The sequence below is a fragment of the Ralstonia insidiosa genome (assembly GCF_008801405.1).
In the GTDB taxonomy this organism is placed as follows: Bacteria; Pseudomonadota; Gammaproteobacteria; order Burkholderiales; family Burkholderiaceae; genus Ralstonia; species Ralstonia insidiosa.
Genome location: NZ_VZPV01000007.1, coordinates 15,786 through 41,992, shown reverse-complemented (window position 1 = coordinate 41,992; position 26,207 = coordinate 15,786). Strand labels below are relative to the sequence as shown.

Genomic DNA, 26,207 nt, shown 5'->3' with positions numbered 1-26,207 from the left:
CACCTTGGGGGCCTGTTCCGGCCCCCAAACCCCGCCCCGAGGCTCCAAGGTAGCTTGCCTGAACCCCGAAGAAACACAAGCCGGGAACCCGCGAAAAATCAGGCTTTTTTCTCTCACAAACTATTGACGGTCAATAGTTTGACGGGTAGAATATAGGCATTGCTTCAGTGATGAGGCGATGCCCCGGCAGGGGTGACGGTGAGCAGACCAGACCCCAGCCGCTTAGACCATCTTCAACCCTCCGCATAAGGAAAACGACCATGCAAACGCTGACCGCCACCTATTCCCCCGAAGACAACAAGCTGCGCCTTTACCCGTCCTCACGACTGGACAGCGCGACTTATGAGCGCGTGAAGGCGGCCGGCTTCAAGTGGGCACCCCGTCAAGAGCTTTTCGTGGCCCCCATGTGGACGCCGGCCCGCGAAGACCTCCTGATGGAACTGTGCGGCGAGATTGGCGACGAGGACACGGGCCTAGTTGAGCGCGCCGAGGAACGCGCCGACCGCTTCGAGGACTACAGCGACAAGCGCGCCCATGACGCCAGCGCAGCGCGCAACGCCGTGCAGGCCATCGGGCAGCGGTTCGAGTTCGGGCAACCCATCCTTGTGGGCCATCACAGCGAACGCAAGGCCCGCAAGGACGCCGAGCGCATGGAAAATGGGATGCGCCGCGCCGTGCAGATGTGGGAAACCTCCGAATACTGGAAGCAGCGCGCAGCCGGTGCCCTGCGTCATGCGAAATACAAGGAGCTGCCCGCCGTCCGTCATCGCCGCATCAAGGGGCTGGAGGCCGACAAGCGCAAACAGGAGCGCAGCAAGCAAGAGGCCGAAATGTGGCTGAAGCTGTGGCTTGAATGCGAGGCCGAGCAAGACGCCGAGCTGCAAAAGGCCGTGGCCCTGCGCATCGCTGGCATGTGCTGGCTGCACTTGCCGCGCAAGGAAGGCGACCGCGAAGACTGGAGCCACACCCCGACCGCTTACGACGCCTTGAACGGCTCGCATCCGAACCTCTACGCGCCGCGCACCCTGGCCGAAGTGATCGAGGCCGCCAAGAAGACCTACCCGGCCACGGTTGCCCACTGTGACCGCTGGATTGCCCACTATGAAAACCGGATTGCCTACGAGCGCGCCATGCTGGACGAGCAAGGCGGTTTGAAGGCCGAGGGTTTCGACATCCAGCCGGGCGGCCGTGTCCTGGTTGATGGTGAATGGCTGGTGGTGATGCGCGTCAATAAGAAGGGCGGCCAGATCAACAGCGTGACCACGAACGCCCGTTATGTGCGCGTGCGTGGCATTGAGGAAATCAAGGACTACCGCGCGCCGACCGAGGAAGACGCCGCCAAGGTCAAGAAGGCCGCCAAGCTGCCGCCGCTGGTGAATTTCCCCGGTGAAGGCTTCATCGAAATGACCGCCGAGGAATACAAGCGCAAGCCCACCGATTACAAGGGCACCCGCACCGCGCAAGCCACGGCCGAGCATGGCGCGTACCGCTACCGCACCGCCTTTTTGGCCAATAGCGGCTATCGGATCGTGCAGGTTTACATCACCGACGCCAAGCGCGTGGACAAGCCCGCGCCCGAGGCGGCCGAGCCGGTGAAATTCGAGCGCGAACCCGTGGCCCCGGCCCCGGTGACGGCCGAGCAGGCCCCGGCCAGCACCGAGAGCACCGACAACCGCGCCGCGATGGCCGAGGACTTCCAAGCCATGCGCGACCAGCTCAAAGCCGGCGTGCAGGTTGTGAGCGTCCCGCAACTTTTCCCGACCCCGGCCGATCTGGCCGCGCGCATGGTTGAGCTGGCCGACATCGAGCCGGGAATGCGCGTGCTGGAGCCGAGCGCCGGCACCGGCCGGATTCTGGAGCAGTTGCCCGAGGGCTGCGAAGTGGTGGCCGTGGAGATTAACGCGGCCTTGGGCGGCCGCCTCGATGCAGACCGCCGCGCCGTGGTGATCGGTGATTTCCTGCAATGCACGCCCGAAACCCTGTGGGGATCGTTCGACCGCATTCTGATGAATCCCCCCTTTGCCAACGCCGACGACATCAAGCACATCCGCCACGCGCTGCGCTTCCTGAAGCCGGGCGGCAAGCTGGTGGCGATCTGCGCCAACGGCCCCCGCCAGAATGACCAGCTCCGCCCGCTGGTGGAGCAGCACGGCGGCGAATGGGAGAACCTGCCCCCCGATACCTTCGCGGAATCCGGCACCGCCGTAAATACCGCCCTTTTCACCCTGACCGCCTAACCCACCAACGCACGCGCCCCGGCTTCGCCGGGGCCTCTCAAGGAGTACGAGCCATGCAACCGAAATTCATGCCTTGGGTTGACCTGCTGCCGGAAGTGGGCGACCCGATCCGCAACGAGCGCAACAAGCTGGCCGCCAAGCTGGCCAGCGCCGAGGAACTGGAAAAACAAGCGGCCGCGCTGCGCGCGGGAGTCCGTGAGGGCCGCGCCGCCCTGCTGGATCGAATCATGAAGCAATGGACACTGCACGACATCGAGCAGGCCGCGACCGCAGCCGCCGACCGTGGCCAGCCGTTCCCGCCTGGCTTCGTGAAAGACGGCGAGCTGCGCGAGGCGCTGCGCGCCCTCGATGGTGCCCCGTCCCCGCTGGAGGTGCTGCAAGCCTTCCACGCTGGCCGCGTGATCCGGCAGCACAACCTTTTCAGCACCGCGACCGAGGAAGAACAGCGCGCCACGCTGCACCGGGTTTTCGACTGGTGGAATTACGGCGCTGTCCCGCTGCTGACCCGCTTGGAAGGCTAGGGGAGGGCGGCCGATGTCTATACAGGAGCAGGCCGCCGCACTGGTGGCCGCCGTCGATCCGGCCGCTGTCGCGGCCCTGATCGCGGAATTCCCCGAGGCCGAGAAGGTGGGCATCCGCGCCAACTGGCAAAGCCTCGATCCCCATCTAGGGCACCGCGTCCCGAAGGCCCCGGCCGACCGGGCCGAGTACCTGGCCCTGAAAATCGAGCAGTACGAGGCCGAGCTACAGCGCGACATCGCCACATATACGCGCTACCGCGAGCAGGGCCTAGCGGCCCTGTCCGCTTACGACGTGTGCATTTCCAGCGGTAACAACCCGCTGGGCGCGCTGCGCACGGCGCTGCGCCTGAAGGACGCCCACATTTCCTATGACCTGTCCATTCTGGTCAAGCTGACGCTTGAGCTGGAGGACGTGAAAACCGAGCTGGCCGAGGCGGAACCCCCGCAACTGGCCCTTTTTTGAAACGCGCGGCCGCCCGGTGGCGGCCGCAACTGGAGCACCTACTATGCCCCGCGCCCATGTCCCGACTATTGACGAAGTTTTAGCCGATCCCGCCGCCTCCCACTGGATGAAAGACGCGCTGCGCTCCGCGCTGACCCGTGACCCGGTGGACGTGGCCAACGATGCCGCCTTCCTGTGCGCCCTGCTGGACAAGCGGGCCGATGCTGCTATGGAGGCGGGCAGGGCGGCCGTAGCCGCGACCGCTCCCCAGGTGGAGCGGTAGGCCGGCGACAAGCCCGGCTGCGCCGGGCTGGAAGGGCAGGGCTTCGCCCTGCTGGCTGGGCCGGCAAGCCTGCGCGCTGCGCGCGCCGTCCTGCCGGCGTCCTTCCTTGTGTCGCTGCTGCTGGCTGGGTCGATCTTCTCCTTCCCCGTGTTCCTCTCTCTCCCTGGCTTCCTCTAACCCCTGAAATCCTGCCGGGCGAATCGTCCCGCGTTGCGGGCCGACCGGGCTGCTCCAGGTTCGCGCATTCGCGCTCATCCCCTTCGGGGACTGCTGCGCAGCCTTGCACATCCCTTTCGCTTGCGCCCTCCGGGCGCTGGCCTGTCGGCCTGAAGTGAGCTTTCGCGCGCGAAAGCTAGACAACTGCACAAAGGCGTCCGTGGTGTGCAGAGGGTGGGGTTGCCTGTCACTTCCAAGGGTATCAGTTCGTTCTCGCCGTCAAGGGCTGCGCGCCCTGGCGGGCGCTTGCGGCCGCTGGCCGTTTCACCCTTGACCGCTGCGCTGCGAACCGATCCAGAGGAAGTAGGCAATCCCGCCCACTTCCTGGAGTCCATGACATGACTGCTTCGCACATCGACCTTTTCACCATTGACGACAACGGCCAGTTTCAACTGGCCAGCGCCGGCCAAGTCATCGAGGCCGCCTTGGCCATCCTTGACGAAAAGGTGATGCGCAACGGCCTGATTTCCGCGCCGGCTGACGCCAGCGCCTTCTTCTCGCTGCGCCTTGGGAGCTTGGAGCATGAAGTGTTCGCGGCCATCTTCCTGGACGCACAGAACCGCGTCATCGAGTACATCGAGCTGTTCCGGGGCACGCTGACGCAGACCAGCGTGTACCCGCGCGAGGTGGTGAAGACCTCGCTGCGCCTGAACGCCGCCGCCGTCATCTTCGCGCACAACCACCCCTCCGGGGTGCCCGAGCCGTCACGCGCCGATGAGAACCTGACCAAAGTGCTGAAGGATGCGCTCGCCCTGGTGGACGTGCGCGTGCTGGATCACGTCATCGTCGCCGGCGGGGCGTCCGTGTCCTTCGCTCAACGCGGCCTGCTGTAGCCGCTGCCAGCCGGGTGAAAAACCCGGCAAACGCCCCTCCGGGGCGTTTTGCCCGGTAGTTTTAACGACCGTTTTTCCTGCCGGAAAAAGCGGCATTAAAACGTTGTCATTTTCAGAAGACGACTGCACCAGTTCATTGGGCTAGCCGCCGTGTGTGCATAGGACTCCTGAACGTGACGTGTCAGGAGTCCTATGCACGAAATGCCGCGAGAGGCCGGGAGTGCTCAGAAGTCACATGCACGGCGCGACGAAGCTGGAACCGCCGAAAATTCCGACGATCAACCGGCAAGCTGCTTGATGCGCTCGGCCATGAGGCCGAACGCATCGTTCACGTATTCCAGCACCTTGGGTTCTGCGCCCTGCGCACGTAGGGAGTTTTTGAAGCTGTCCAGATCGGACAGCCATTGCCGATGCAGCCGGCCCAGCTCCTTGAGGTGTGGCTGGAAGGCTTGCAGGTTGCCGCCTGCACGAAGCGCCTGATAGCCGCGCTCAAGTGTGTTTGCCGTTGCCAGCAGTTGCGCCCCCATTTCTTTGTGCTGTTCGGAGAACTCGGCCATGCCGTCATAGGGCCGCGATGCCTTGTTGCGCTCGGCGTCGGATGCCTCTTCCATGATGCGGGCGTAGCGGTAGAAGCCTGGGAATTCGCGGGACAGTGCCATGAGCTGCTGGTCGGAAGTGTTGACCCAAATTCGATGCAGGTCGGGCACATACCCCATCATGCGATTGATGACGGCATGGGCATCGCTGACGCCTTCGGCGGCAAGCTGTTGCATCTGCTGATCCATCCTCGTCGCTAGTCGGCGAAATTCGCTCATGCTCATGCTTTGCTCACTCAAAGAGAGTGGCGACTTTCGCCAGCACTTCATCCATGAGCGGCGCTGGTAGTGTGTCTACCTTGCGGGCGTGACGTGCGGCCAGGTCGATTACTCGCGGCTGGTCACAACGCACGACGCCGGTAGTCTTGATACCAGTCACAGGTACGGCGAAACCAAGGCGGCGGGCAAACTCGCCGCCGTTGGTGATGGGTAGGATCACCGGCAACTTGGTGGCCTCGTTGAACTCGGCGGGCGACACGACCAGGACGGGACGGCTACCGCTTTGCTCGTGTCCGGCAGTCGGATCGAGCGACACGAGATAAATGTCGCCCCGCTTCATAGCAGTTCACCGCCCACGGCGGGTGCATCAACCCATTCGCGTTCATCGGCTGGTTGCGGCTGCGAATAGTCCGACACGGCCAGCAACTCCGCGAGCGTGTAGCGCGGGCGTGGATTGGGGTTGACCACCAGGCAGCCATGATCGACTGCGAGGCCGACCGTTGCGCCGGCTTGCAGGTGCAGTTGATCGAGGAAGGCCGGCGGCACGGCCAACATGATCGAGCCGCCGACCTTGCGCAGATTGGTTGTGTGCATGATGCACCTCCTACGAATAATGTTATATAAAAGTATAACTGTCTGTGCTTTCGGCTGCAAGCAGCTTGTCCGTCAAACGATCATTAGCCGGTCAAGCCGGACATTGTCCGGCAACATGCTTGTTTAATGGGTTGTCGGACATTAAGATAGGCGGACGGAAATGCGGACAAAAGGGGCGGCAATGGCACTGATCGGCTATGCGCGGGTATCGACGGAGAGTCAGCACGTCGATTTACAGAAAGACGCGCTGCGCAAGGCGGGCTGCGAGCGGGTATTTGAGGACATCATCAGCGGCGCGAAAAAAGAGCGGCAAGGTCTGGATGCAGCGCTGGCCTATTTGCGCGAAGGTGATGCCCTCGTCGTGTGGAAACTCGACCGCTTAGGCCGCTCGATGGTTCACTTGGTCAATACCGTGCAAGGCTTGGCCGCACGCGGTGTCGGCCTCAAGGTGCTAACGGGACAAGGCGCAGCTATCGACACCACCACGGCCCCCGGCAAGCTGGTCTTCGGGATTTTTGCGGCCCTCGCCGAGTTTGAGCGCGACCTGATCCGCGAGCGCACCAAAGCTGGGTTGACCGCTGCTGCCGCACGCGGTCGCAAGGGCGGGCGCAAGCCGGTCGTCACCGCAGACAAGCTACAGCGGGCGCGGGAGCACATCGCAAACGGGCTGAACGTCCGCGAGGCCGCCACGCGGCTTAAGGTGAGCAAGACGGCTCTATACGCTGCGCTGCAAAGCGGGAGCGAGCAACGATGAGCCGCAAGCCAAGCAGCGCCTTCGTCAAGACCAGAAAAGGCTTTTGCTACCTCACGGTCAAGGTCGGCAGAAGCAATTACAACATCATGCGCATTCGCAATTACACGCTTGAGCCGCAGGATAAGCGCGACATGCGCCGGTTGTATCCCGACTATCTCTTCGACTGGAAGAAGATCGGCCAGCAGCTTGCCGAAAAGAGGGAGGTATGCCGAGCCTACCGCTCCAAGCGTCAAGCGCCCCGGAGTGCCGAACGCACACCAGAGCCGTTCGTCATGGTGTCCTATGACCCAAGGACGCGCACGGTCTACGCTTCTGACGCTTGCGATTCAATGGCATTGCTTGACGCCGTTCTGCACATGGAACGCGCCCGCAAGAAGTAGTCCCGACAGGCAGTGCAGCCGACTCCTGATATTCCGTGCAGTCGCCTTCAGAAAATGACAAACGTACCTTTTAATTACCGTCGAATCCGGTAAAATTCGCCCTTTCTGGACAAATAACTACCGTGAGGCCCTTATGAGCGAGCATCGCCCGATCTACGGCGCGAATACAGCCGTTTTGAGCGACTTTCCCGAGCCGGTGAGGGCAACCCTTCACCTGATCGAAAAAAACCCGTCTAACGAGGCCGCGCTGATCCTGCTCCAGTGCGCCGCTTCCGCCGCGCACCCGGACTACCTTTTCAGTCTGGCCATGCTCAGTGCTCTCCCCATCGAGTACAAGGAGGCCGCACTGGAGCTGATCGAGCACAGCCTGACCAGCGGTTTCACCGTGGACGAGCAAAGCGCATTGCTGCGCTTTGTGGAGCCATTGATGGCCACCGCGCTGCGCGCTCCGCGCGCCCGCTGACGCGCCGGCCCATCATGGCGCTCGACATCTTCGCGCTGCTGACTTCGGACGGCGACCACGCCCAAGCCGACCACATGTTCACCGGCAAAGCCGGCGACATGGTGGCCGTGGCCGACGTGCTCGATGCCGTGCATTGCGAGAATCGCCGGCTGCGCGCCGTGCCGGCGCTGGCCAGTCGATTCCGCAATGGCGCTACCTATCCCATTCCCTGCGTGCGACTGACCAAAGCCGAGTGCCGCGTCCTGGTGGACGCGATCACCGACTTTGGCCAATCCATGCCCAAGACCACCAAAGCCCGCAAACTCGCTGACCTGCTGGCCAGCTCCGTTTGCGTCTACTGATCGGAGCCCTTCATGGATGACAAAACCGCCGACCGAGTGATGTCCGCATCCCTCGACTATTTCAGCCGCAACACCTTCTTTGCGCTCCTGGTGCTTGTCGCCGGCTGGGGCCTTGGCTGGCTGCTGGGCTTCGCTCTCGCTCGCAGCATCCAGTCCAAGACCGGCGCGGCATTCTGCCGCCGCCTGTGCCCGATTGTGGGCGTCCTGGCCGCTTTCCCTCTCGCCTACAAACTCATGTTCTCCGCGTGAATCTGCCGTGCCTCGTTACTTCGCATACTTGCGAGTCTCGCGCGACTCGCAAGACGTGGCGAACCAGCGGCTTGGCCTGCTGGATTTCGCCAACTCGCGCGGCTACGCCCCGCTCGTTGTCGTTGAAGAAACGGCAAGTCGCTCTGTTCCCTGGCGGGAACGCGCGCTGGGCTCGCTCCTAACGGAGCAGGCCCAGCGTGGTGACTTGCTTTTAACTTCCGAATTCACCCGCTTGGGCGGGTCTCCCGGACAAGTCTTTTCGATTCTGGAGACTGCCGCCGAGCGCGGCGTCACCATCATCATCACGAAGAACGGCACCGTCATGGACGGTAGCCTGAATGCTCAAATTCAGGCCGCCGCTTTCGCTATGGCCTCCATGATCGAGGTGGAATTCACCCGTGCGCGCACCCGTGAAGGCTTGCAGCGTGCTCGCCTTGAGGGCCGAATCGGCGGCCGGCGCAAAGGCAGCACCGGCCGCCTCAAGCTCGACCCTCAACGCGACAAAGTAGGGGAGCTGCACGCCCTCGGTTTGACGACGCCGAAGCTCGCCAAATACTTTGGCGTCACCGAGAAAACCATGCGCAAGTTCCTTGCGCGGCACTTCCCCAAAAAAGCGCCGGATTGACACGGCTGGCCCTTCGGCCCAACCGTGCCAATCCGGTTTTCCCGCTCCGCTTCCTTGCCGGTCTTTCGTTCCAGCTTCGCCGGAACTCAGGCCGCAACCTCTCCGCTTGCACTGGCTCGATGGTGGCCAGCCTTCGGCCGACCACCATCCTTGCCGTATGCCTTTCTCGCGGCTCTTGATCTGGATCGCCGCGAAAGACGCAGGCCACGCAATGCGCGGCCTGGCTCGCAGTTGGTGATCGCCTATTCGCTATCGCTTCTAGGCTTTCCACTTCTCGCCCCGTAGGCTGCTACCGTTGCCATTCTGCTTCGTGTCGCCGGGCCGTCTCGGTTCCCGCTGCCGCCATTCGGCGGCCGTCCCGGCCCGTCCGCTCCGCTGCCGGTTTTGTACAACTTTCGCACGCGAAAGTCGGGGAGGCGCAATACGGCTTCCCTTGCTTCGCAGCGGTTCGCCTTGCGCCTTCTCCCGCTTTCCGTCCTGCTGTTTCGTTCCGCGCTTGTGCCGCGTCACGCAGGGCCGGAAAGTGCGAAAGGCGAGGGCGACTTCCTTCGTCCGTCGCCTTCGCCTTTCCTTGTCACGCAACCGCGCCCGTTCCGTGGCGTGTGTCGGTTGCCTTGAATTCTGAATGGCTGCACTACAGCGTGCCCCATTCCCTTTCGTGATCGTCAGTTGAAATGCGCTCCAGGATGCCGGCGCATCCTTCCGCGTTGTTTGCGTAGAACCCCACGTCGATGCCGTAGGGGTTCGTGAGCCAAATTTCCGCACCGTCCGCGTTAATCGCCCAGCCGTCAATTTCCGCGCGTCCGTGGGTCTTCAGGTGCTGGTATAGCTCCTGGCTCCCGATGCTTTGCTCCATCGTCTTCACCGTCCGTTGTTGGGCGAATCGTCCCGCTTTGCGGGCCGACCGGGCTGCTCCAGGTTCGCGCATTCGCGCTCATCCCCGCGTTGCGGGGACTGCTGCGCAGCCTTGCACATCCCTTTCGCTTGCGCCCTCCGGGCGCTAGACCGTGCCACTATCAACCGCCGCGTTTCCCACAAGCTCCACAGGCCCTCGCGCTGATCCGCTTTCCCACAAGAGGTTTCTTGTGGAAAAGCGGGCGCGACCGTTGCCTCTTGCGATATTGAGGTATCGCGGGCAACGGCTACGGGGCCTGTGGATTTGTGGAAAACGCTCGTCCGCTGCTTGCAGCCTTCTGCCCCTGGGTGAGTCAAAAACCAACCCCACCCGTTTCGTCTCCCCGTGAGGGGAGCCGACCAAAGGCGCGCCTCTGGACTCCGGGCCGTCTCTCCTGCAACCGCCGCGTTTCCCACAAGCCCCACAGGCCCTCGCGCTTTTCCAGTTTTCCACAAGAAGTCTCTTGTGGAAAACCGGGCGCGACCCTCTCCCTTTGGGATATTTGGGTATCCCCGGTCGAGGGCACCGGGGCCTGTGGATTTGTGGAAAACGCTCACTGGCTGGCCTCGGCCGTCGCTGCTACTTCAGGCGCAGTCTGAACAGGCGTCACCGGCTCTGCCGGTTTCGCTGCATCGACTACCAGAAGGGCCTTGATCTTTGGCATCGCTTCGCGCCAAAGATCAGATGGAACCGCATCAAGCCGTTCCGTCTTGATGAGTTCCATCACTGCCTTCTGGTTGCGCTCGCGTTCCTTGCGCTGCTGCTCTCGCTGTCGTTCCTCCAGCTTCCGCAGCTTCTCGCGTTGTGCTGCGATTTCTTCATCCAGCGTCTTGGCCTTGCGGCCTGACTTCGGATTCGTCGTTTCACTACTCATGGCTCTTACCTCGCGTTGTGGGTTCTAGTGGAAAACCTGCCTGATCTGGCGGGACGTGCTGCGTCCCTGATCGGCTGCATTTTACCAAATGCGCGGTTTTCTTCCACTAGGGCCTGGGGGAGAGAACGGCACCGTTCTTCCAGCTCGCAGGGCAAGCCCCGCGCCCCGGAAGAACGGTCACACACCACGCAACATGGTTGCCGGTGCTAAAAGCCGCGCTGTGGCGCGCCTTTTAGCGTGGCGACACCGAAAAGACAACGCGGCGACACCGAAAATGCTATAATGGCCTAAACCCTTATGGAGTAAAGGAAAATGCCGAGAGCGAAAGGAACAGGGAAAGGCCCAACCGAGCGGTTCAACATCCGACTCGATGAGGACACGGCGGGGTTCTATCGAACCAAGGCAAACGAGCACGGAATCAGCATTTCCGAGTTTTTGCGCCAAACGCTGGTGCAGGGCGTGATCGCAGAAAACGTGCAAGACATCGAGCAGCGGCTGCGCCGCCTTCTCGATGAAATCCGCGCTGGCGGGCAGGGTGGCGGAAAGGTCGAGATTCCCGATGAACTGTGGCTTTCGGTCTTCACTGCGGAGTACATGCTGGCGGCGATTGTTGAGGCGCGTGACGTGCAGCAGTTGTACGAAGCGCAGAACAAGGCGAAGGCAAAGCTCAAGCGAGTGAAAGGAGGCTGAAATGGCAAAGAGAGAGGAAAAGGGAAGCGCCGGTAGCTTCTCCCGTGGGGCCGAGTTGTGGATGCACCAAGCCAGGCTGTTCGTGGTGGCCATCTGGACGGTTGTGCTGATTTCCATCTTGGCCGGTCTGGCAGTCACGACGGCGTACTTCTGGAATGCGACTACCGCAGACGAAAAGTACGCGCTGGAGCGGAACGTCTTGGCGCACACGCGGGATGCGCTCTACATGACGGCCGGAAAGATGGAGCTGAACGTCAACGGCGAGCTGCGCAAGATGGAAGTTTCCGAGGTTGCCTTGCTGACCGACGACATGGCCGAAGATGCTTGGCGAAAGCTGCGCAACGGCGGCATGTTCGGCTTGCTGACTTCCATCGGTGTGGTGTTTCTGATCTCTTTGTACTGGTGGGGCTATGGCCGTGAACGGATGCAGGACAACCAACTGCGCGGGGCCAAGCTGGTGGAAGGAAAGGAGCTTGCGCGACTGATCCGACACCGCGACGAGGCAAGCCCTTATGAGATTGCGGGCGTGCCCATGCGCGTGAAGTCAGAGACGCTGCATACGCTGTTTGCCGGCGCGCAGGGTACGGGTAAGTCACAGCAGTTTTTCGCACTCATGAAACAGGTGCGGGCGCGTGGCAAGCGGATGATCGTGTATGACCCGACCGGCGAGTTCACCCAGGCGTTCTACCGTGAAGGCAAAGACATCCTGATGAACCCGCTGGACTCCAGAAGCCCGAACTGGAACATCTGGAACGAAATCGCCAAGGACTACCACTTCGACAACATGGCGAACGGCCTGATCCCCGATCCGGCCGAGTCCGATCCATTTTGGGCGCTTGCGGGCCGGATGGTGCTAAAGGACGTGATTGCAGTATTGGGGCGCGAGGGCCGCCGCACGAACCGCGACCTCTACAACGCTATCGCCAAGAGCAACCTGGACGCCATGCACGCATTGTTGCAGGGGACAGCGGGCGCAACCTATGTTGATCCCACGACCGAGCGCACGGGGATGTCACTCAAGATGACTGTTCAGAACCAGCTTGAAGCCTTCCGGTTTTTGCCAGATGAGGGCGAATCGTTCTCCATCCGAAAATGGGTACATGAAGAAGGCGATTCATGGATGTTCATCACAGCACGGGAAGCGATGCGCGAGGCATTGAAGCCCGTTCTGTCGTTGTGGATCGACACGGCAATCAAGGCCGTGCTTGACTTGGAGCCGATCCACCGCGAGCGGCTTTGGTTTTGCATTGACGAGCTGCCGACACTCCAAAAACTCGACATCCTGAAGCTGGCTCTGACGAACACACGGAAGTACGGTTTGTGCATGGTGCTGGGCGTGCAGGACTTCAGCCAGCTCTACGAAATCTACGGGCACGATCTGGCCAAGACGATCATTTCCGGGTGCCAAACGAAGCTGCTGCTGCGTGTGACGGATGGAGCTGCGGCGAAGCTGTTGGCCGAATTGATGGGACAGGCCGAGGTGGATGAAAAGGATGAAACATTGAGCTACGGCCTCAGCTCGCAGCGTGACGGCGTGAGCGTGATGGCGCGCCGACAGATGCGCGACCTTGTGCTGACATCGGAGATTTTGACGTTGCCCGATATGACCGGCTATCTGCTGGTTCCGGGCGACTATCCCATTGCCCGCGTCAAGTATGGTTACGTGCCGACAGAGAAACAGGCCAACGGCTTCATCGAGCGCGACGGCTTTGCGATCAGCTTCAAGCCGACCACGGCGGCCGCAGCGCCGGCACCCGCTCCGTCCGCCGCTGAAGTTCAGCAGCCGGCCGCGCCGGAGCAAGGCGACATGTTGGATGACGACGATATGGACGCGCCGGCTACGGTGGAGGTTATGCGCAACGAAAATGGCGATGTGATCGACAAGGCAACCGGCGAAATCATCAAGCCAGCCGAGAAGGTTTCGCGCGCGAAAGATGATGCAGATGCGAAATCAGCCGGCCAGGGCAAGAAGCCCAACCCGCTGGCGGATGCGCTATAGGAGGATACCGAATGAAAACTCAGAGACGGGCATTTCTACATTCCGTCGCGGCCGCCTGCTTGGCGGCTTTTTGCGTTTCCGTGCAGGCCGAGCCGGACTTGCTGCAACCTGATGAAGCCTTCCGGGTGTCGGCTCGCCGGGTGGATGCGCGAGTGGTGGAGCTGGAGTACATCATCGCACCGGGCTATCACCTGTACCGCGACCGTTTCAGCTTCAAAACGGACAACCCAGCCGTGACGGTGGCCGGCGTTGAGCTGCCGCCACCGCTTGAAAAGTTCGACAAGGCGATGGGCCAGAACATGCGCTACTACACCGAGCGGGTGGCGGTGCGCGTGCGCTTGGCTGGGGGCAATCAGGCCGTCAAACTGGTGGCTACGGCACAGGGCTGCGCGGCGATTGTGGGGGTGTGCTATGCACCGATCACCAAGGCTTTCAGCGTGCCGGCAATGGGAGGAAGACAGGGATGATTAGCATGAACAACGTGGGCAGCGCCGGGCAGGCACTGCACTACTTTTCCGCTGACAACTACTACACCCAGGACGAGGGCTTGGAGCATTCCGAGTGGTTCGGCAAGGGGGCCGAACACCTTGGGCTTTCCGGCAAGATTGATCGTCAAGCCTTCTTCGAGGTGTTGAACGGAAAGGTGGATGGCCAAGAGCTGGGCAAGTGGGTCAAGAACGAGGAAACCGGCGAGAAGGAACGCGAGCACCGGCCGGGCACCGACATGACGTTTTCCGCGCCCAAGAGTGTTTCTCTCATGGCCGAGGTGTACGGCAAGCGGGACGTGCGGGAGGCGCATGAGGCGGCCGTCAAGAAGGCACTCAGCCACATCGAAACCGAGCTGGCCAGGACGCGGCAAACCGTGGACGGGAAGACCGAAGCGGTACAGACCGGCAACGTGACTGTGGCCATGTTCCGGCATAACACAAGCCGCGACCTCGACCCGCAGACGCATACGCACGCCGTCATCATGAACGCCACCAAGCGGGAGGATGGGCAGTGGCGCTCCCTGACGAATGAAGAAATCTACAACGCCCAGCGCGTTATCGGGGCCATCTACACGTCCGAGCTGGCCGACCGGCTCCAGGCGCTGGGCTACGACATTCGCCGCACCGACGAGAAAGGCAACTTCGAGATTGCCGGTATCACCCGCGAGCAGATCGAGCACTTCAGCCAGCGCCGGGCAGAAATAGAGGCGGCGCTGAAAGCCAAGGGCGTGGACATCGACGATGCCAGCGCGCAGCAGAAGGAAGACGCCACGCTGAAGACCAGAGCGCGCAAGGTGGACGTGGATCATGAAGCCTTGATCGGGAGCTGGAAGGAACGAGCCAAAGACATCGGGATCGACTTCGACGCCATCCAGGCCAAGGCCGACGCGCAACGGGCGCAAGGTGGTGTGGTGCGCGCTGACAAGCTCACCGGGCGCGAGGCGATGTCCTTTGCGGCCGCACACCTGATCGAGCGCGAGGCCGTGGTATCCAAGAACGACCTCATGGCGGCGGCCATCGAGCACGGGGCAGGGCGCGTATCGGCATCGGAGGTGAAGCGGGCCTTCGACAAGCTGGAGAAGGATGGTGACCTTGCCGTGGGCGACCGCGTGACGATCCAGTACGACAAGGCGCGCAGCCAAGTCTATGAGCAGGGCAAGGAGCCGGCGCGGGATCGTGGCGGCAAGGACATGCAGATGGAGCGCGAGCGCGTGCCGACGCCGCGCTGACTTTCGCGCGCGAAAGACCAAAGGAGAAGAACATGAATCGAGAAACGCTTGAGCTGCTGGTTTTTGTGGGGATGTGCTTTGCCGCGTCCTACCTGTTGATGCGCGAGTTTCGTGCCTACCTGGATGCCGTCTTCAGCCGTTCCCCCGGAGAGCTGTGGGCCGATGTCTGGAAGCGCGCTCATGCCGAGCACGACCTGAACCGTAAGGCCCAGCTCGAAATGTTCGGCTCCAAGTGGGCGACCGTAGGGGGCCGCTTGCTTGTGGTGGGGCTTGTCATAGCTGGGGTGTGGTTTCTGGCTTTTGTCCCGGCTGCTGCCGTGCTGCTGGCCGTCTATCTGGCTTGGGGGTTGTACGCCACCCGCAGCCTTGGGCTGACGGCCAACGACGTGTATGCGCGCCTGCTGAAGCGCGACCGCATCACCTACCGCCTGCTGCACGCGGCCCTGTGGCCGCTCCATGCAAACCAAGCCAAGAACCAATCCGGTAATCAGTGAGGAATCCAGACCATGACCAATCAACTTTTCAGCCGTGCCGGCGTCCGCTACGAGGTGGCGCTGGATGTCCTGGGGGCCATCATCGCCCACCACTCCGAAGCCATTGCCGCCGAGCGCGAAAAAGCTACCCCTGACGAGGCCGTGATTGCGGCCGCTCAGAAAGCGAAGGACGAGCTGCGCACGATCCGCGAAGACCTCGATCCGAATGCTGACGAGGCCATCGAGCGCGTCATCACTCAGTACGGCCAGCAGGCCCGCGACCTTTACCAATAAGGCAGGAGGGCAGACAAATGGCTGGGGAGGTTTCCAAGTACGCAATGGAGAGCGCCTACAAAGACGTAGAGCGCGATGCACTGGCAAGAACGACGGCGCAGGAGAATCCGAAGGCGATCCTGTTGGGTGGCCAACCGGGATCGGGTAAATCGGCGCTGGCGGCCGAGGCGATCCGCGAGCTGCGCGCCAACGGTGGCGCTGTGGTGATCGACGCCGACCGGATGCGCGAGGAAAACCCGCGCTACAAGCAGCTTTCGCGCGAAGACCCCCAGCACGCCGCCGACCGAACGCAGAAAGAGGCCGGCGAATGGGCTACCCGCCTCACGCTGGCCGCCGTGGAGAACCGCCGCAATCTGGTGGTGGACGGCACGATGCGCAGCCCGGAGAACATCCGGGACTTGACCACTCGCCTGAAGGAACAGGGTTACGAGGTGGAGGCCAGAGTGTTGGCCGTCAACCCGGAAACCTCAGTGACCCGCGCACGGCTGCGCTTCGAGGAACAGGTGGCCGAGCGCGGCACCGGGCGGTTCGTCAACAAGGAACAGCACGACAACGCCTACAACGGCATGGTGGAGTCCGTGCGCGCCTTGGAGCGCGACAAGCTCACCGACTCGGTGCGCGTCTATGACGCCAACCAACGGCAAATCTACGAGAACAGCCAAGAGCGCGGAGAGTGGAAACGGCGAGCAGCAGCGGTTGATGTGTTGGAGCAGGAGCGCGGGCGCGCCTGGACGCACGCCGAGCGGCGCGATTACGTGTCCGCCCTGGACGACATCAATACGCTGGCCAAGCAGCGGGAAGGTGTGCGCGACAACGTGACCTACACCGTGGGCACCGTGGCCAAGAACGATGCGAAGGACTACAGCAACGTCAATGAAGCCGCCAGGGCCTTCCGGGATGCCAAGGCTGAAGACCAGCCCTATGTGATCCGCACCGAGCGCCTTCCCAATGGCCGGGAGTCGGCCTCGACGCCGGGGCAGACCACGTACACCGAGAAGGAGGGTGTGCGGGAGTATGGCAAGTACATCGGGGGCAACGACGAGGCCCTGAAGCGGGCCTACGCTGATGCCTTGCGGCCGGAACAGGAGCGCACCGCGCGGCCGGTGCTGGCCGACCGTGACGAGCTGGCGGCCAAGCTCGAAGCGGCTCGAAACGACTTGGCCCATTTCGAGCAGACCCCGGCCTATCAGCGCGCCCAGGCATTCGACCAGCTCACCAAGCGGGAGGCGCTGGAGCGCCACCCGGAGCTGGACGGGGCCTACAAGCAGCTTCACGACATCAAGCAGAGCTGGACACCTCAGACCAGTCAAGACCAGCGGGAAACCAGCTACTTCAATGCGCGTGCCGAGCTGTCCGAGCAGCTTCATCGGGGCCGCGTCCCGGAGGGAAGTGTCACCGTGGATGAATCGCGGCGCGTGATCGACATGGCCGCCAGTCATCGGGGCTTGGTGGTGCTGGATGCGCAAGAACTCAAGCAGGACGTGAAGGGCGAAGTGGTGGCCACCTCATCGCATCACGCCCTGGTGAAGATGTCCGACATGGTGGCTGTGCGCTACGAGAAGGAAGGGCTGGATCGGGATGTCCGGGTAGGCGAGAAAGTGACGATCCAGCACGGCAACGAAAAGAGTCAGGTGTACGAGCAGGGCAAAGAGCCTGCGCGGGAGAACGCGCGGGACGTGGGCCGGGACATGGGCCGGTAAGCAAGGGAGAAAAACATGGCGATCTACCAGATTGGCGGGCAATCCATTCATTCAGACGACCCAGCCTTGTCCGAGCTGCTGGCCAATATCTACAGCTCGCGGGAGCGGCCGCTGTGCCTGTGCCGTACCCCTGGCATTGAAATGTACGTGGCCAAGGTCGATGACAAGTACCTCATCAAACGGATGCCCAATTCTGGTAGCGGCCACGCCCCGGCCTGCGATTCCTACGAGCCGCCGCCCGAGCTGTCCGGGCTTGGCCAAGTCATTGGCTCCGCGATCCAGGAGAACCCCGACGAAGGCACCACGGCGCTGAAGTTCGACTTCGCGCTGTCCAAGGGGGCCAGCCGATCCGCGCCGGCACCGAGCGGAAAGGAGACGGATAGCGTCAAGACCGATGGCAACAAACTGACCCTGCGCGGCACCCTGCATTACCTGTGGGAAGAAGCGGGCTTCAACCGATGGGCACCGACGATGGCCGGCAAGCGCAGTTGGTACGTGATCCGCAAGTATCTGCTGCAAGCAGCCGAGGACAAGACTGCAAAAGGCGCGAGCTTGGCCGGAATGCTCTACATGCCCGAATCGTTCAACGCCGAGAAGAAGAACGAAATCACCCAGCGGCGACTCGCGCAGATGATGCGAATCGCCACGCCCGAGAAGGGCACCCGGCGCTTGATGCTGGTGGTGGGGGAGGTGAAGGAACTGGCTCAGTCGCGCTACGGGCACAAGATCGTCCTCAAGCACCTGCCCGATTGCCACTTCATGATGAACGACGACATCTACAAGAGGCTGCTCAAGAGATTCGAGGTGGAGCTGGGCCTGTGGGATGCCTTGGAGGGCACCCACCTGATGATGATCGGCACTTTCAGCATCGGCGCTACCGGCGTGGCCTCGCTGGAGGAAGTCGCGCTGATGTGCGTGACCGAGAACTGGATTCCGTTTGAAAGCACCTTCGAGAAGATGGCGCTCGATGCTCTGACGCAGCAGAACCGGCGCTTCATGAAAGGGATGCGGTACAACCTGCCTTCCACGCGGCCACTGGCCTGCGCGGTGGCTTCGGATACCGAGCCGGAGCCGACCGCCATGTACGTGGTTCCGCCTGGGGCCAGTGAAGACTATGCGGCCGCCGTCGATGAATTGATTGCGGAAAGCAAGCTCCCTTCATGGAAGTGGGTGGCTGGCGAGGCTCCTATGCCGGCGCTGCCGGCGCTGCCGGAGCACGGCCGATGATGAGCGCCCTACTCCGCTTCGTCGGCATTCGCCCGACCGTCGCCCCGACTTTCGCGCGCGAAAGTCTGCCGGCGACTCAACGCGCAACACGATGGGCGCTTCAGCGTGCTCCCCGTGGCCCCGTCCTGATGCTGGACATCGACGGGGTTCTACACCCTGGCCAGTCTGGCACGCTGATTTACCTGCCCCTGCTGGAAACATGGCTGCGAACGCATCCCGATGTTGATGTGGTGATTTCGTCCAACTGGCGCGAGACGCACACGCTGGATGAGCTGCGCAACTTCTTCTCCATCGAGCTGCGCGAGCGCGTTATCGGCTGCACGCCCGTTTTGCCTGATTGCACCAGGCTGGACGAGATCCTTTGCGTTGTCCGCGAGTACGGCGTCACCCAGTGGGCTGCCCTCGATGACCGCGTGCAGGAATTTCCAGATACACGCCGGCTGGTGGCCACCGAGTATCTGGACGGACTTACCGGGGAGTCGCTGCTTCAGCTCACCCGCGTGATGTGGGCCGCACCGTGAAGGTGTGGAACGCCCTGCTTTGCCTGTTTGGCATCCATTCGCCGCTGTCCACGCCCATCTATTCGAGCTGGGACGGAACCCAAGTACATGAACGGCGCTGCGCCCGTTGCGGCAAGGTGCTGGGTCATATTCTCAACTGACACACGGAGATTTCCATGAACCGACAAGACCTGATCGACGCCATTGCTGAAGACACCGAAGCATCCAAGGCGGCCACCACGCGCTTTCTCGATAGCCTCATCACCATCGTACAAAACGAGGTGGCCAAGGGCGGCGCGGTGAAGCTCACCGGCTTTGGCACTTTCGAGAAAGCAGCCGTCGCGGCGCGCACCGGGCGCAACCCGAAGACCGGCGCGCCGATCAAGATTCCCTCGACCCACAAGCCGAAGTTCACGCCTGGGGCCACGTTCAAGGACTTGGTGAAGGACTGAACCATGAGCAAACATCCCGACTTGAACGGAACCGCGCTTGCGCTGCTGCGTGCGCTCGACCGTGGCGAAGTGCGGGGCATTCGGGTGCTTTCGGAACGCGCGGCGGGCCGCCCATTGTGCGGTGCTGTCGATCTGGCCGTGATGCGCGAGTACCTGGGTGAAACCCGCCACCTTATCGACCGCGGCTATCTGTCGCGCAAGCCTGCCGGCACATCCATCCGACTGTCTCTGACGCGCAAGGGCCGGCGCGCACTCCATCCTGGCACGCCGTTCTGGCCAGCGCCTGTGACTTGGGCGCTAGGGGCGTCCATGCTTGCCGCTGGCGTAACCGGATGCGCGCCGATGCCTCCCGAGCAACCCCGTGTGCTCCTGATGGGCGCGCCCGTGCTCACCGGGCTGGCCCAAGTGCGCGATCCACAAACCGGCACCGACTACTTTGTGCCATGCAATCCGTGTGCGGCACCAACGCCCAAGACTCCGATGCTGGGCAGCACCGATGCTGCACCAGAGGCGACTGGCAAGGCGGCTGCACGGCCGCAGCCTTCGGTCTTGGCCAAGCTAGACGCCCATACTGTCGCCACACTCGCCATCCCGGCCGAAGCGGATGCCATCCCGGCCGGCTCCGCCCAGCTCACCGACGACGTGCGCCCCGTGACGGTAGTTGCAGTCGGCCCGGCCACGGCCGCGCCAGTCGCGGCTACTGCCTCCAGTTCGTTGCGCTCGCTCCCGTTTTCTAGCTCCGTGGCAAATCTGAACGATGAGGCCAAGCGTAGCTTGTCCGAGCTGCTGCCACTGGCCATGACGGCCGAGCGCGTCTTGATCCGTGGCCGCACTGATTCGACCGGCACCGTGGCCGGCAATCGCGCCTTGGCCATCGCAAGAGCTGCGACTGTGCGCGCCGCGTTTGCCCGTGGTGGCGTTGACCCCCGAAAGCTGAAAGTCTCCTACTGCGTGACCTGCTTTGTCGCCTCGAATGACACCGAGGCTGGGCGCAGCGCAAACCGGCGCGTAGAGGTTGAGCTGGTGATGCCAGTGCCGGCCGTGGTCTTCAGTAAGTGAAAGCTGGCCATGAGCGCAGATGACCGGGATTGGTATCGAGAGCGGGCCGCGAAAACCATGCAGGATCATTACTATGACCCGAAGGTGTTTCGCGGTTCGCGCGAGGTTCGCGCAGACCAACCCCGTATCACCTTTTTGCAGTTCGTCATCGCCAATGCGCTGCCCTACGCCTTTCTGATTGTCGCGGGCGCGATCTGGCAAATAGCGCATGGGGCGACTCCACACGACGCCCTCTTGATGACGACCCAATGGCTCAAAGGTTTCGTGTTGAGCCATCCGGTCTTGTGCCTCCTGATGGTGGCCGGTGCGGCCTTCTACATGGCAAGGCCGCGCCTCGCCGGCATCGCCTATGTCTGGATCGGGATCGGGTTCCTGTGCTTTGTTGCCTTCGATTACTTCGGCAAAAAGCCTGCCGCCACGGCCGCACAACGAGCGGGCGAGCCGCCGCGCGTGGCCACCATGAGCGTGCCAAAGAATCAGCGCGGGCACTATGAGACGCCGGGCAGCATCAACGGCCAGCCTGTCACCTTCATTGTGGATACCGGCGCGGGCGTGACATCCGTTCCTGGCTCGCTGGCCAAACCCTTGGGCATCACATCATGCGAACCTCGCCAGTTCAGCACGGCGGCCGGCGAGGTCTTCGGATGCGTCGCCACGGTAGCAGAAGTGGTTTTCGGTTCCTTCCGTGCCCATAACGTCCAGGTTGCCGTCATGCCCACCATGAACGGCCCTGCATTGCTGGGCATGAACATCCTGGGGATGGTGCAGATCGAGCAACGCGGATCGGCGCTGCTGTTCTCCACCACCCATTTCCGAGAAGACGATTGAACATCAAGAACAACAAGGAGGAAAACATGCGTCACCTTCCGCTTTACCTGCTTCTGACCGCTGCGGCCGGCTGCACCCTACCTGCGCTGGCCAGTTCTGAAGCGGTGCCCGACGATGCTCCGGCTGCTGTAGCGGCCGCCACGGCCGCCGAGGTCAAGGTGGCCATCACCGGGCGCATCGACCTGACTGCTGATCGAGGGCGCAAAGTCTTCATCGAATTCCTGGCCAGCCCAAAGCTGACGGCCGCCGCGCGGGCTTCGCTGGCCTCCAGCGGCTTCGAGCTGGTGGACACCCGCGAACAGGCTGACGTGGTGTACGAGCTGGATGGTGCCTTCCAGGCGCTGCGCCCCGCGACCCGGCGTACCGCCGAGGTTCGCGTGGGCGACTATGCCGAGAACCCCGCACCCTTGGCCACCAAAAGCGGCCGGGGCGGCTCCGTGATGCTGTCGCTGAACCCGCTGGCCATGCTGATCGGCACGATTGCATCCAATGTCGGGAATGCAACCGGCGCGCAGGACTCGGTGAACGCGGCCACGGCCGGCGACCCGGACGGCAAATGCCTGTCGCGCTGCGAGACGTGGCGCTACCGTCAGCGCAATGTCGTCAACCTGACGCGCAAGGAAGGCAGCACGGAACAGAAGTGCTCCGTGCTAGCCACGGCCGAGGATGCCGAGCTGGTGCCGGCGCGACTCATCCAGTCGTCCCTTGCGGGCTTGCAGGAGGCTGCCGGCTTGATTGTGGCCCTGGGCCTCTCCGCTGATCCTGCTTTGGCGAAATGAACGCGCCGGGCCTGTCACTGGCGGATCGCTTTTGGATCGCCCATCGCTGGGCCGCTTTTGCGCTGGGCACGGTGTTCCTTGGGGGCGTAATTGTCGCCAGCATCGCCGGGCGTATCCGGCCTCACTACGCTTGGGCCTATGCGCTCATGAGCAACTTGGCCTTTCTGGCCTACGGCCTCGACAAATCAGCGGCCGTCGCTGACCGTTGGCGCTGGTCTGAAAAGTCTTTGCACTGGATCGCGCTGCTATGCGGCTGGCCCGGTGCCTTGATTGGTCAACATGCCTTCCGCCACAAGTCGCGGAAGGCTTCCTTTCTGTTTTTCACCTGGCTGGCCAGTGCCGCGAACGCCGCTATTTTCGCGCACTTGACTGGCTTCTATCGCTGGAGTTGGCAATGAACGCTACTCGCGCCCTTGTGGCACTGATGGCCTGCCTTGCCATTGGAACATCGCACGCGCAGCAGCGCGAATACATCGTCTATGACGGCCAGAGCTACCCCGGCGACCAGCTAGACGTTGCGGCGGCCTCTCCCGTGATGGTCAAGCCGGCGCAGCGCCTGGGCAATGGGGACTACTCCATCCCGCGCGCTGCGGACGGCCACTACTACATCGCCGGGGCCGTCAACGGCTTTCCCGTGGTCTTCATGGTGGACACCGGAGCGCGCTTCACGACGCTGCCGGTCAAGCTCGCCCGCAATGCTGGCATCCGCGCTGGCCGCGCAACATCCTTTGACACGGCCGCAGGCCGTGAACGTGGTGGCATCACTGCGGCCAACACGGTGATCGTCGGCCCCTTCGCCGTTGAGGGTGCGGCTATCGCCGTCCTGGAGCGCCTTTCCGCTCCGCTGCTGGGGATGGACGTGCTCAACCGCTTCCAGATCGCCTATTCGGGCGGCTTCATGATCTTGCGAGGCGGCCGATGACGCAGGCAAAGGCGCGCGCGTGGGTTCGGCTTCCTTCTGGCCGTCGCCTCGACCTCATCAATCCCGATCCCGGCGCGTGGCTCGACAGTGACCTTGCCTTGCGTTTGGCGAGGACGTACCGCTGGGGTGGGGAATCATCATGGCCCCTGCCCCTCTCTGTGGCCCAGCATTCGCTCCTGGTGCTCGCTTTGCGCCGGCTGTGGAGCGACACCCCTTTGCCGGCCTCTGACGCGCTCCTGGAGCTTCTACACGACGCCGAGGAAGGTTTCCTTGGGTTCGATTGCATTTCTCCGTTGAAGGACGTGCTGGGCCTTTCCTTCCGTGCTGTTTCGTCTCGCCTGATGGCTGCGGTTTCGGAACGGTACGAGCTGCGCGCTTGGTCGCCGGCAGCGCACGCCGTCCACAAGCGGGCCGACTCGGTGGCGGCCGCTTCCGAGGCTGTGCATTGCATTGGCTGGGCAGCTCATGAAGTGCGTGATGTCCTGGGCATCGTGCATCCGGTGCTTGATGTCGATCCGCTGGCTGAAATCTACGGTTGTCGGCCGTGGGAGCCGTGGGCGGCTGACGTTGCGGCCGAGCGGTTCCTGGATGCGCTGGAGTCGTTGCGTGCTGCTGTGCATGGGCAGATCGAGGCGCAAGCGTGACCCCTGGGCGTCTCCCCTGCGGGGCCGGGCTTTCGTGCTGCGCATCGAGCCGCCTGCGGCGTCTCGCCCCTTCGGGCGTCAATCCCTGACGCCTCCGCGCCGTGCCGGCGCTGCGCGCTCCGCTTGCCCGGCCTGAAGGCCGCATCGAGGAACTTTCGCGCGCGAAAGTTCAGGCTGTGGATCTGATCCGTGGTGTGCCGGCGCTGGTGCGCTGAATCCGCTACGCGCGGGGCCGCACCCCACCACTACCTCGCGCCTTTATTCGTCGTCATGGTGCCCTCCGGCCGGGCTTCTCCGGTCAAGGGCCGGGCTGCGCCCTGAAATCCTCACCCGTTCGGTGCTCGCCCTTCGGGCTGCGCTCCGCGTGCGGCCTCCGGTTTCTCCCTTGACCGCGCCCGTCCTGCGTGCCCCTGGACGCCGAGGCGACGAGGTAGATGGTGGGATGCAAAAGCCGGCCCCGCGCTCCGCTGGCCATGTGGGTAATCGACGGGGAGCAGGGGAGCTTGTGCCCCTGCGGGGCAAGAGCAACTGCAACACCTTGGGGGCCTGTTCCGGCCCCCAAACCCCGCCCCGAGGCTCCAAGGTAGCTTGCCTGAACCCCGAAGAAACACAAGCCGGGAACCCGCGAAAAATCAGGCTTTTTTCTCTCACAAACTATTGATGGTCAATAGTTTGACGGGTAGAATGTAGGCATTGGTTGAGTAGGAGTTTCAGCATGGCAGATCAAGGCGCTTTCGACTTTGGCCCGGATGTTCCTCGGAGCGGCGTGGCTCTGAAGCGGGACTTCCACGGGTTCGCTCAGTTCCGCGAGGACGAGCACAGCCCTTGGGTGTTCTACGTGTGCGGCTTCGACTCTACCGTGACCGGCGAGGCTGGCCAATGCACCGTGTTGCGGGCCGATGGCGGCCGCGAGTGCGTGCCCATCGACGCCGAAGATCGCATCACCATCGCCGGCCGAAAGTACGGCCGGAAGCACTGGAACCATTGAGGGCCTGCCATGCGTTTCCATCGCTTCGGCAAGTACGAGTTCCGTGACACCGAGCGCAAGCGTGCCGCTTTCGCGCGCAAGCAGAAGGCCGAGCGCGAGGCCCTTCCTCTGTTCGCTGACCAAGTGGCGGCCGAGCAGATCGACGTGGACGAGGAAATGACGGCTCGCCGGCTGCAATGGGAGCGTCAGCAAGCCACTGACCGCAAGCGCCGAGCCGACAAGTGGCGCGAGGCACGGCGGCGCCTCAATGGCTACCAAGAGCCGGTGCGCGGGGCCTTGCTGGCGTACTGGCAGGGATGCAAGTGGCCTGCCGATCCGAGCTACTTCCTCTCCATGCTGCACATGTACGACACCGGCCGCCTCTCTCTCAACATCCCGAAGGCTTGAACTATGTCCCACATCTTGATCGACCACCTGACACAAGCCGCATCGTTTTACCGTGGCCAGCTCCGCGCCGCTCATCGTGCGGTTGCATACCTGAAGGCGCGCGGCCTGCGCGGCGACATCGCGGCCCGTTATGGCTTGGGCTATGCCCCGGCCGGCTTCCAGGCGCTGCGCGAGGCATTCCCGAACTACAACGACCGGGCCTTGGAGAAGGCCGGGCTGGTTGCGGTCAATGACGGCGGCCGCCGCTATGACCGCTTCCGCGACCGAATCATGTTCCCCATCCTCGATGACGCCGGCAGCGTGATCGGCTTCGGTGGCCGCGTGCTCGAAGGCGACGGGCCGAAGTATCTCAACTCACCGGAAACCGAAGTTTTCCAGAAGGGGCGCGTGCTGTTCGGTCTGACCCAGGCGGCCGAGGCCATTGCCGCGACCGGCACCGCCTATGTGGTGGAGGGATACCTGGATGTCGTCAGTCTGGCCCAACATGGTGTGCAGAACGCTGTGGCCACGCTGGGCACGGCTACAACAGGCCAGCATGTGGAGCGGCTGCTGGGCTTGGCCAAGCGCGTGATCTTCTGCTTTGACGGGGACGACGCCGGCAGACGGGCGGCTGTGCGCGCCCTGGACGTGTGCCTGCCTCATGTCACCGACGCAGCCGACGTGAGTTTCCTTTTCCTTCCGCGCGACCACGACCCGGACAGCTACGTGCGCGCCAAGGGTGGGGATGCCTTCAACGACTTGGCCTTGGAGGCTTCAAGCCTCGAAGGCTTCTTCCTGGCCAGCGCGATGCAGGGTTGCCAGTTGGAGTACGCCGAGGGCCGGGCGCGGCTGGTTGCCACGGCTGCGCCGCGTCTCCAGCAGATCAATGCACCGGCAATGCTGTGCCGGATTCTGACCGCCATTGCTGGGCCGTCCAAGTTTTCCGTGGGCGAGCTGATCGACTTATGCGGCTTGGAAAAAAACATGCTTTCAACTATTGACCGTCAATAGTTTTATGGTAGAATTCAACTCATCGGCAGCGGATGG

At 62.9% G+C, this 26,207-nt stretch carries 35 protein-coding genes; 30 read left to right on the top strand and 5 right to left on the bottom strand.

From position 1 onward, the window contains the following. Positions 1–260: 260 nt before the first annotated feature. The 5 genes from F7R11_RS26790 (at position 261) to radC (ending at position 4,532) form a co-directional block, all read left to right on the top strand. On the top strand, positions 261–2,237 hold the full coding sequence (locus tag F7R11_RS26790) for a DUF3560 domain-containing protein (RefSeq protein ID WP_009242058.1): 1,977 nt from the start codon (positions 261–263) through the stop codon (positions 2,235–2,237). 53 nt (positions 2,238–2,290) lie between these two features. Then, positions 2,291–2,758 carry a stable inheritance protein KleA gene (kleA, locus tag F7R11_RS26785; RefSeq protein WP_009242059.1) on the top strand — a complete coding sequence of 156 codons (468 nt, stop codon included), beginning with the start codon at positions 2,291–2,293 and terminating at the stop codon, positions 2,756–2,758. Positions 2,759–2,771: 13 nt separating this feature from the next. Then, positions 2,772–3,221, top strand: coding sequence for a hypothetical protein (locus tag F7R11_RS26780; protein WP_009242060.1), 450 nt, complete (start codon positions 2,772–2,774; stop codon positions 3,219–3,221). A 43-nt stretch (positions 3,222–3,264) separates the two neighbouring features. After that, positions 3,265–3,483: a hypothetical protein gene (locus F7R11_RS26775; protein WP_009242061.1), complete on the top strand. Its 219-nt coding sequence runs from the start codon at positions 3,265–3,267 to the stop codon at positions 3,481–3,483. Between the two features lie 554 nt (positions 3,484–4,037). Next, on the top strand, positions 4,038–4,532 hold the full coding sequence (gene radC, locus F7R11_RS26770; RefSeq protein WP_009242062.1) for a RadC family protein: 495 nt from the start codon (positions 4,038–4,040) through the stop codon (positions 4,530–4,532). A gap of 278 nt (positions 4,533–4,810) precedes the next feature. On the opposite strand, the gene F7R11_RS26765 is transcribed toward radC, so the two are convergent. Genes F7R11_RS26765 through F7R11_RS26755 form a run of 3 tightly spaced genes read right to left on the bottom strand, consistent with a single transcriptional unit; the run spans position 4,811 to position 5,941 of the window. After that, the gene (locus F7R11_RS26765; RefSeq protein ID WP_037031213.1) at positions 4,811–5,347 is read right to left on the bottom strand and encodes a hypothetical protein; all 537 of its coding nucleotides are present in this window, start codon (positions 5,345–5,347) and stop codon (positions 4,811–4,813) included. A gap of 13 nt (positions 5,348–5,360) precedes the next feature. Next, entirely contained in the window at positions 5,361–5,687 is a 327-nt protein-coding gene (locus tag F7R11_RS26760; protein ID WP_009238012.1) for a type II toxin-antitoxin system PemK/MazF family toxin, read from the bottom strand. Continuing rightward, entirely contained in the window at positions 5,684–5,941 is a 258-nt protein-coding gene (locus F7R11_RS26755) for an AbrB/MazE/SpoVT family DNA-binding domain-containing protein (RefSeq protein ID WP_009238013.1), read from the bottom strand. Before F7R11_RS26755 ends, F7R11_RS26760 begins: the two co-directional genes overlap by 4 nt. 181 nt (positions 5,942–6,122) lie before the next feature. Between F7R11_RS26755 and F7R11_RS26750 the strand changes: the two genes are divergently transcribed. The 6 genes from F7R11_RS26750 to F7R11_RS26725 all read left to right on the top strand — a co-directional run bounded on the left by F7R11_RS26750 (position 6,123) and on the right by F7R11_RS26725 (position 8,753). Next, positions 6,123–6,695, top strand: a complete 573-nt coding sequence (locus F7R11_RS26750; RefSeq protein ID WP_009277700.1) for a recombinase family protein — start codon at positions 6,123–6,125, stop codon at positions 6,693–6,695. Further along, a complete protein-coding gene (locus tag F7R11_RS26745) occupies positions 6,692–7,075 on the top strand; it encodes a hypothetical protein (RefSeq protein WP_009238015.1) in 384 nt (127 codons plus the stop codon). The genes F7R11_RS26750 and F7R11_RS26745 overlap by 4 nt, the downstream gene beginning before the upstream one ends. Positions 7,076–7,208: 133 nt before the next feature. Further along, on the top strand, positions 7,209–7,538 hold the full coding sequence (locus F7R11_RS26740; protein ID WP_009242063.1) for a hypothetical protein: 330 nt from the start codon (positions 7,209–7,211) through the stop codon (positions 7,536–7,538). 14 nt (positions 7,539–7,552) lie between these two features. Beyond that, positions 7,553–7,879, top strand: coding sequence for a ParB N-terminal domain-containing protein (locus tag F7R11_RS26735; RefSeq protein ID WP_009242064.1), 327 nt, complete (start codon positions 7,553–7,555; stop codon positions 7,877–7,879). A gap of 12 nt (positions 7,880–7,891) precedes the next feature. Beyond that, the gene (locus F7R11_RS26730) at positions 7,892–8,128 is read left to right on the top strand and encodes a hypothetical protein (RefSeq protein ID WP_009242065.1); all 237 of its coding nucleotides are present in this window, start codon (positions 7,892–7,894) and stop codon (positions 8,126–8,128) included. A gap of 7 nt (positions 8,129–8,135) precedes the next feature. After that, on the top strand, positions 8,136–8,753 hold the full coding sequence (locus F7R11_RS26725) for a recombinase family protein (protein WP_009242066.1): 618 nt from the start codon (positions 8,136–8,138) through the stop codon (positions 8,751–8,753). Positions 8,754–9,387: 634 nt separating this feature from the next. Here the strand turns inward: F7R11_RS26725 and F7R11_RS26720 are convergent. Then, positions 9,388–9,609 (bottom strand): hypothetical protein, encoded by a 222-nt coding sequence (locus tag F7R11_RS26720; protein ID WP_009242067.1) that lies wholly within the window; start codon positions 9,607–9,609, stop codon positions 9,388–9,390. Between the two features lie 592 nt (positions 9,610–10,201). After that, the gene (locus F7R11_RS26710; protein ID WP_009242069.1) at positions 10,202–10,522 is read right to left on the bottom strand and encodes a hypothetical protein; all 321 of its coding nucleotides are present in this window, start codon (positions 10,520–10,522) and stop codon (positions 10,202–10,204) included. Between the two features lie 312 nt (positions 10,523–10,834). On the opposite strand from F7R11_RS26710, the gene F7R11_RS26705 reads away from it, so the two are divergent. The 19 genes from F7R11_RS26705 (at position 10,835) to F7R11_RS26610 (ending at position 26,171) form a co-directional block, all read left to right on the top strand. Continuing rightward, positions 10,835–11,212, top strand: coding sequence for a plasmid mobilization protein (locus F7R11_RS26705; protein ID WP_009242070.1), 378 nt, complete (start codon positions 10,835–10,837; stop codon positions 11,210–11,212). A gap of 1 nt (position 11,213) precedes the next feature. Then, entirely contained in the window at positions 11,214–13,211 is a 1,998-nt protein-coding gene (locus F7R11_RS26700) for a type IV secretion system DNA-binding domain-containing protein (protein WP_009242071.1), read from the top strand. A gap of 98 nt (positions 13,212–13,309) precedes the next feature. Then, positions 13,310–13,678, top strand: a complete 369-nt coding sequence (locus tag F7R11_RS26695) for a protein-disulfide reductase DsbD N-terminal domain-containing protein (RefSeq protein ID WP_244199223.1) — start codon at positions 13,310–13,312, stop codon at positions 13,676–13,678. Positions 13,679–13,692: 14 nt separating this feature from the next. Beyond that, positions 13,693–14,928 carry a MobF family relaxase gene (mobF, locus tag F7R11_RS26690; RefSeq protein WP_249042865.1) on the top strand — a complete coding sequence of 412 codons (1,236 nt, stop codon included), beginning with the start codon at positions 13,693–13,695 and terminating at the stop codon, positions 14,926–14,928. 32 nt (positions 14,929–14,960) lie between these two features. Beyond that, positions 14,961–15,422 carry a hypothetical protein gene (locus F7R11_RS26685; protein ID WP_009242130.1) on the top strand — a complete coding sequence of 154 codons (462 nt, stop codon included), beginning with the start codon at positions 14,961–14,963 and terminating at the stop codon, positions 15,420–15,422. A 12-nt stretch (positions 15,423–15,434) separates the two neighbouring features. Then, positions 15,435–15,695 (top strand): hypothetical protein, encoded by a 261-nt coding sequence (locus tag F7R11_RS26680; protein ID WP_009242129.1) that lies wholly within the window; start codon positions 15,435–15,437, stop codon positions 15,693–15,695. A 44-nt stretch (positions 15,696–15,739) separates the two neighbouring features. After that, positions 15,740–17,395: a zeta toxin family protein gene (locus F7R11_RS26675; protein ID WP_232295881.1), complete on the top strand. Its 1,656-nt coding sequence runs from the start codon at positions 15,740–15,742 to the stop codon at positions 17,393–17,395. A gap of 15 nt (positions 17,396–17,410) precedes the next feature. Then, positions 17,411–18,622, top strand: coding sequence for a DUF1173 domain-containing protein (locus F7R11_RS26670; protein WP_009242127.1), 1,212 nt, complete (start codon positions 17,411–17,413; stop codon positions 18,620–18,622). A 128-nt stretch (positions 18,623–18,750) separates the two neighbouring features. After that, a complete protein-coding gene (locus F7R11_RS26665; protein ID WP_232295880.1) occupies positions 18,751–19,143 on the top strand; it encodes an HAD domain-containing protein in 393 nt (130 codons plus the stop codon). 155 nt (positions 19,144–19,298) lie between these two features. Further along, on the top strand, positions 19,299–19,574 hold the full coding sequence (locus F7R11_RS26660; RefSeq protein WP_009242125.1) for an HU family DNA-binding protein: 276 nt from the start codon (positions 19,299–19,301) through the stop codon (positions 19,572–19,574). A 3-nt stretch (positions 19,575–19,577) separates the two neighbouring features. Continuing rightward, a complete protein-coding gene (locus F7R11_RS26655) occupies positions 19,578–20,633 on the top strand; it encodes an OmpA family protein (RefSeq protein WP_009242124.1) in 1,056 nt (351 codons plus the stop codon). A gap of 9 nt (positions 20,634–20,642) precedes the next feature. Next, the gene (locus tag F7R11_RS26650) at positions 20,643–21,461 is read left to right on the top strand and encodes a retropepsin-like aspartic protease family protein (protein WP_232295879.1); all 819 of its coding nucleotides are present in this window, start codon (positions 20,643–20,645) and stop codon (positions 21,459–21,461) included. After that, on the top strand, positions 21,458–22,240 hold the full coding sequence (locus F7R11_RS26645) for a hypothetical protein (protein ID WP_009277738.1): 783 nt from the start codon (positions 21,458–21,460) through the stop codon (positions 22,238–22,240). The genes F7R11_RS26650 and F7R11_RS26645 overlap by 4 nt, the downstream gene beginning before the upstream one ends. Continuing rightward, a complete protein-coding gene (locus F7R11_RS26640) occupies positions 22,237–22,638 on the top strand; it encodes a DUF1294 domain-containing protein (protein ID WP_009242121.1) in 402 nt (133 codons plus the stop codon). The genes F7R11_RS26645 and F7R11_RS26640 overlap by 4 nt, the downstream gene beginning before the upstream one ends. Beyond that, positions 22,635–23,162, top strand: a complete 528-nt coding sequence (locus F7R11_RS26635) for a retropepsin-like aspartic protease family protein (RefSeq protein WP_009242120.1) — start codon at positions 22,635–22,637, stop codon at positions 23,160–23,162. The genes F7R11_RS26640 and F7R11_RS26635 overlap by 4 nt, the downstream gene beginning before the upstream one ends. Further along, positions 23,159–23,806 carry a phosphohydrolase gene (locus tag F7R11_RS26630; protein WP_009242119.1) on the top strand — a complete coding sequence of 216 codons (648 nt, stop codon included), beginning with the start codon at positions 23,159–23,161 and terminating at the stop codon, positions 23,804–23,806. The genes F7R11_RS26635 and F7R11_RS26630 overlap by 4 nt, the downstream gene beginning before the upstream one ends. A gap of 715 nt (positions 23,807–24,521) precedes the next feature. Further along, positions 24,522–24,794 carry a hypothetical protein gene (locus F7R11_RS26620; protein ID WP_009242148.1) on the top strand — a complete coding sequence of 91 codons (273 nt, stop codon included), beginning with the start codon at positions 24,522–24,524 and terminating at the stop codon, positions 24,792–24,794. 9 nt (positions 24,795–24,803) lie between these two features. After that, positions 24,804–25,181, top strand: a complete 378-nt coding sequence (locus F7R11_RS26615; protein ID WP_009242147.1) for a hypothetical protein — start codon at positions 24,804–24,806, stop codon at positions 25,179–25,181. Positions 25,182–25,196: 15 nt separating this feature from the next. Continuing rightward, complete coding sequence (locus F7R11_RS26610; protein WP_232295886.1) at positions 25,197–26,171, top strand: DNA primase; 975 nt, start codon at positions 25,197–25,199, stop codon at positions 26,169–26,171. Positions 26,172–26,207 lie beyond the last annotated feature (36 nt).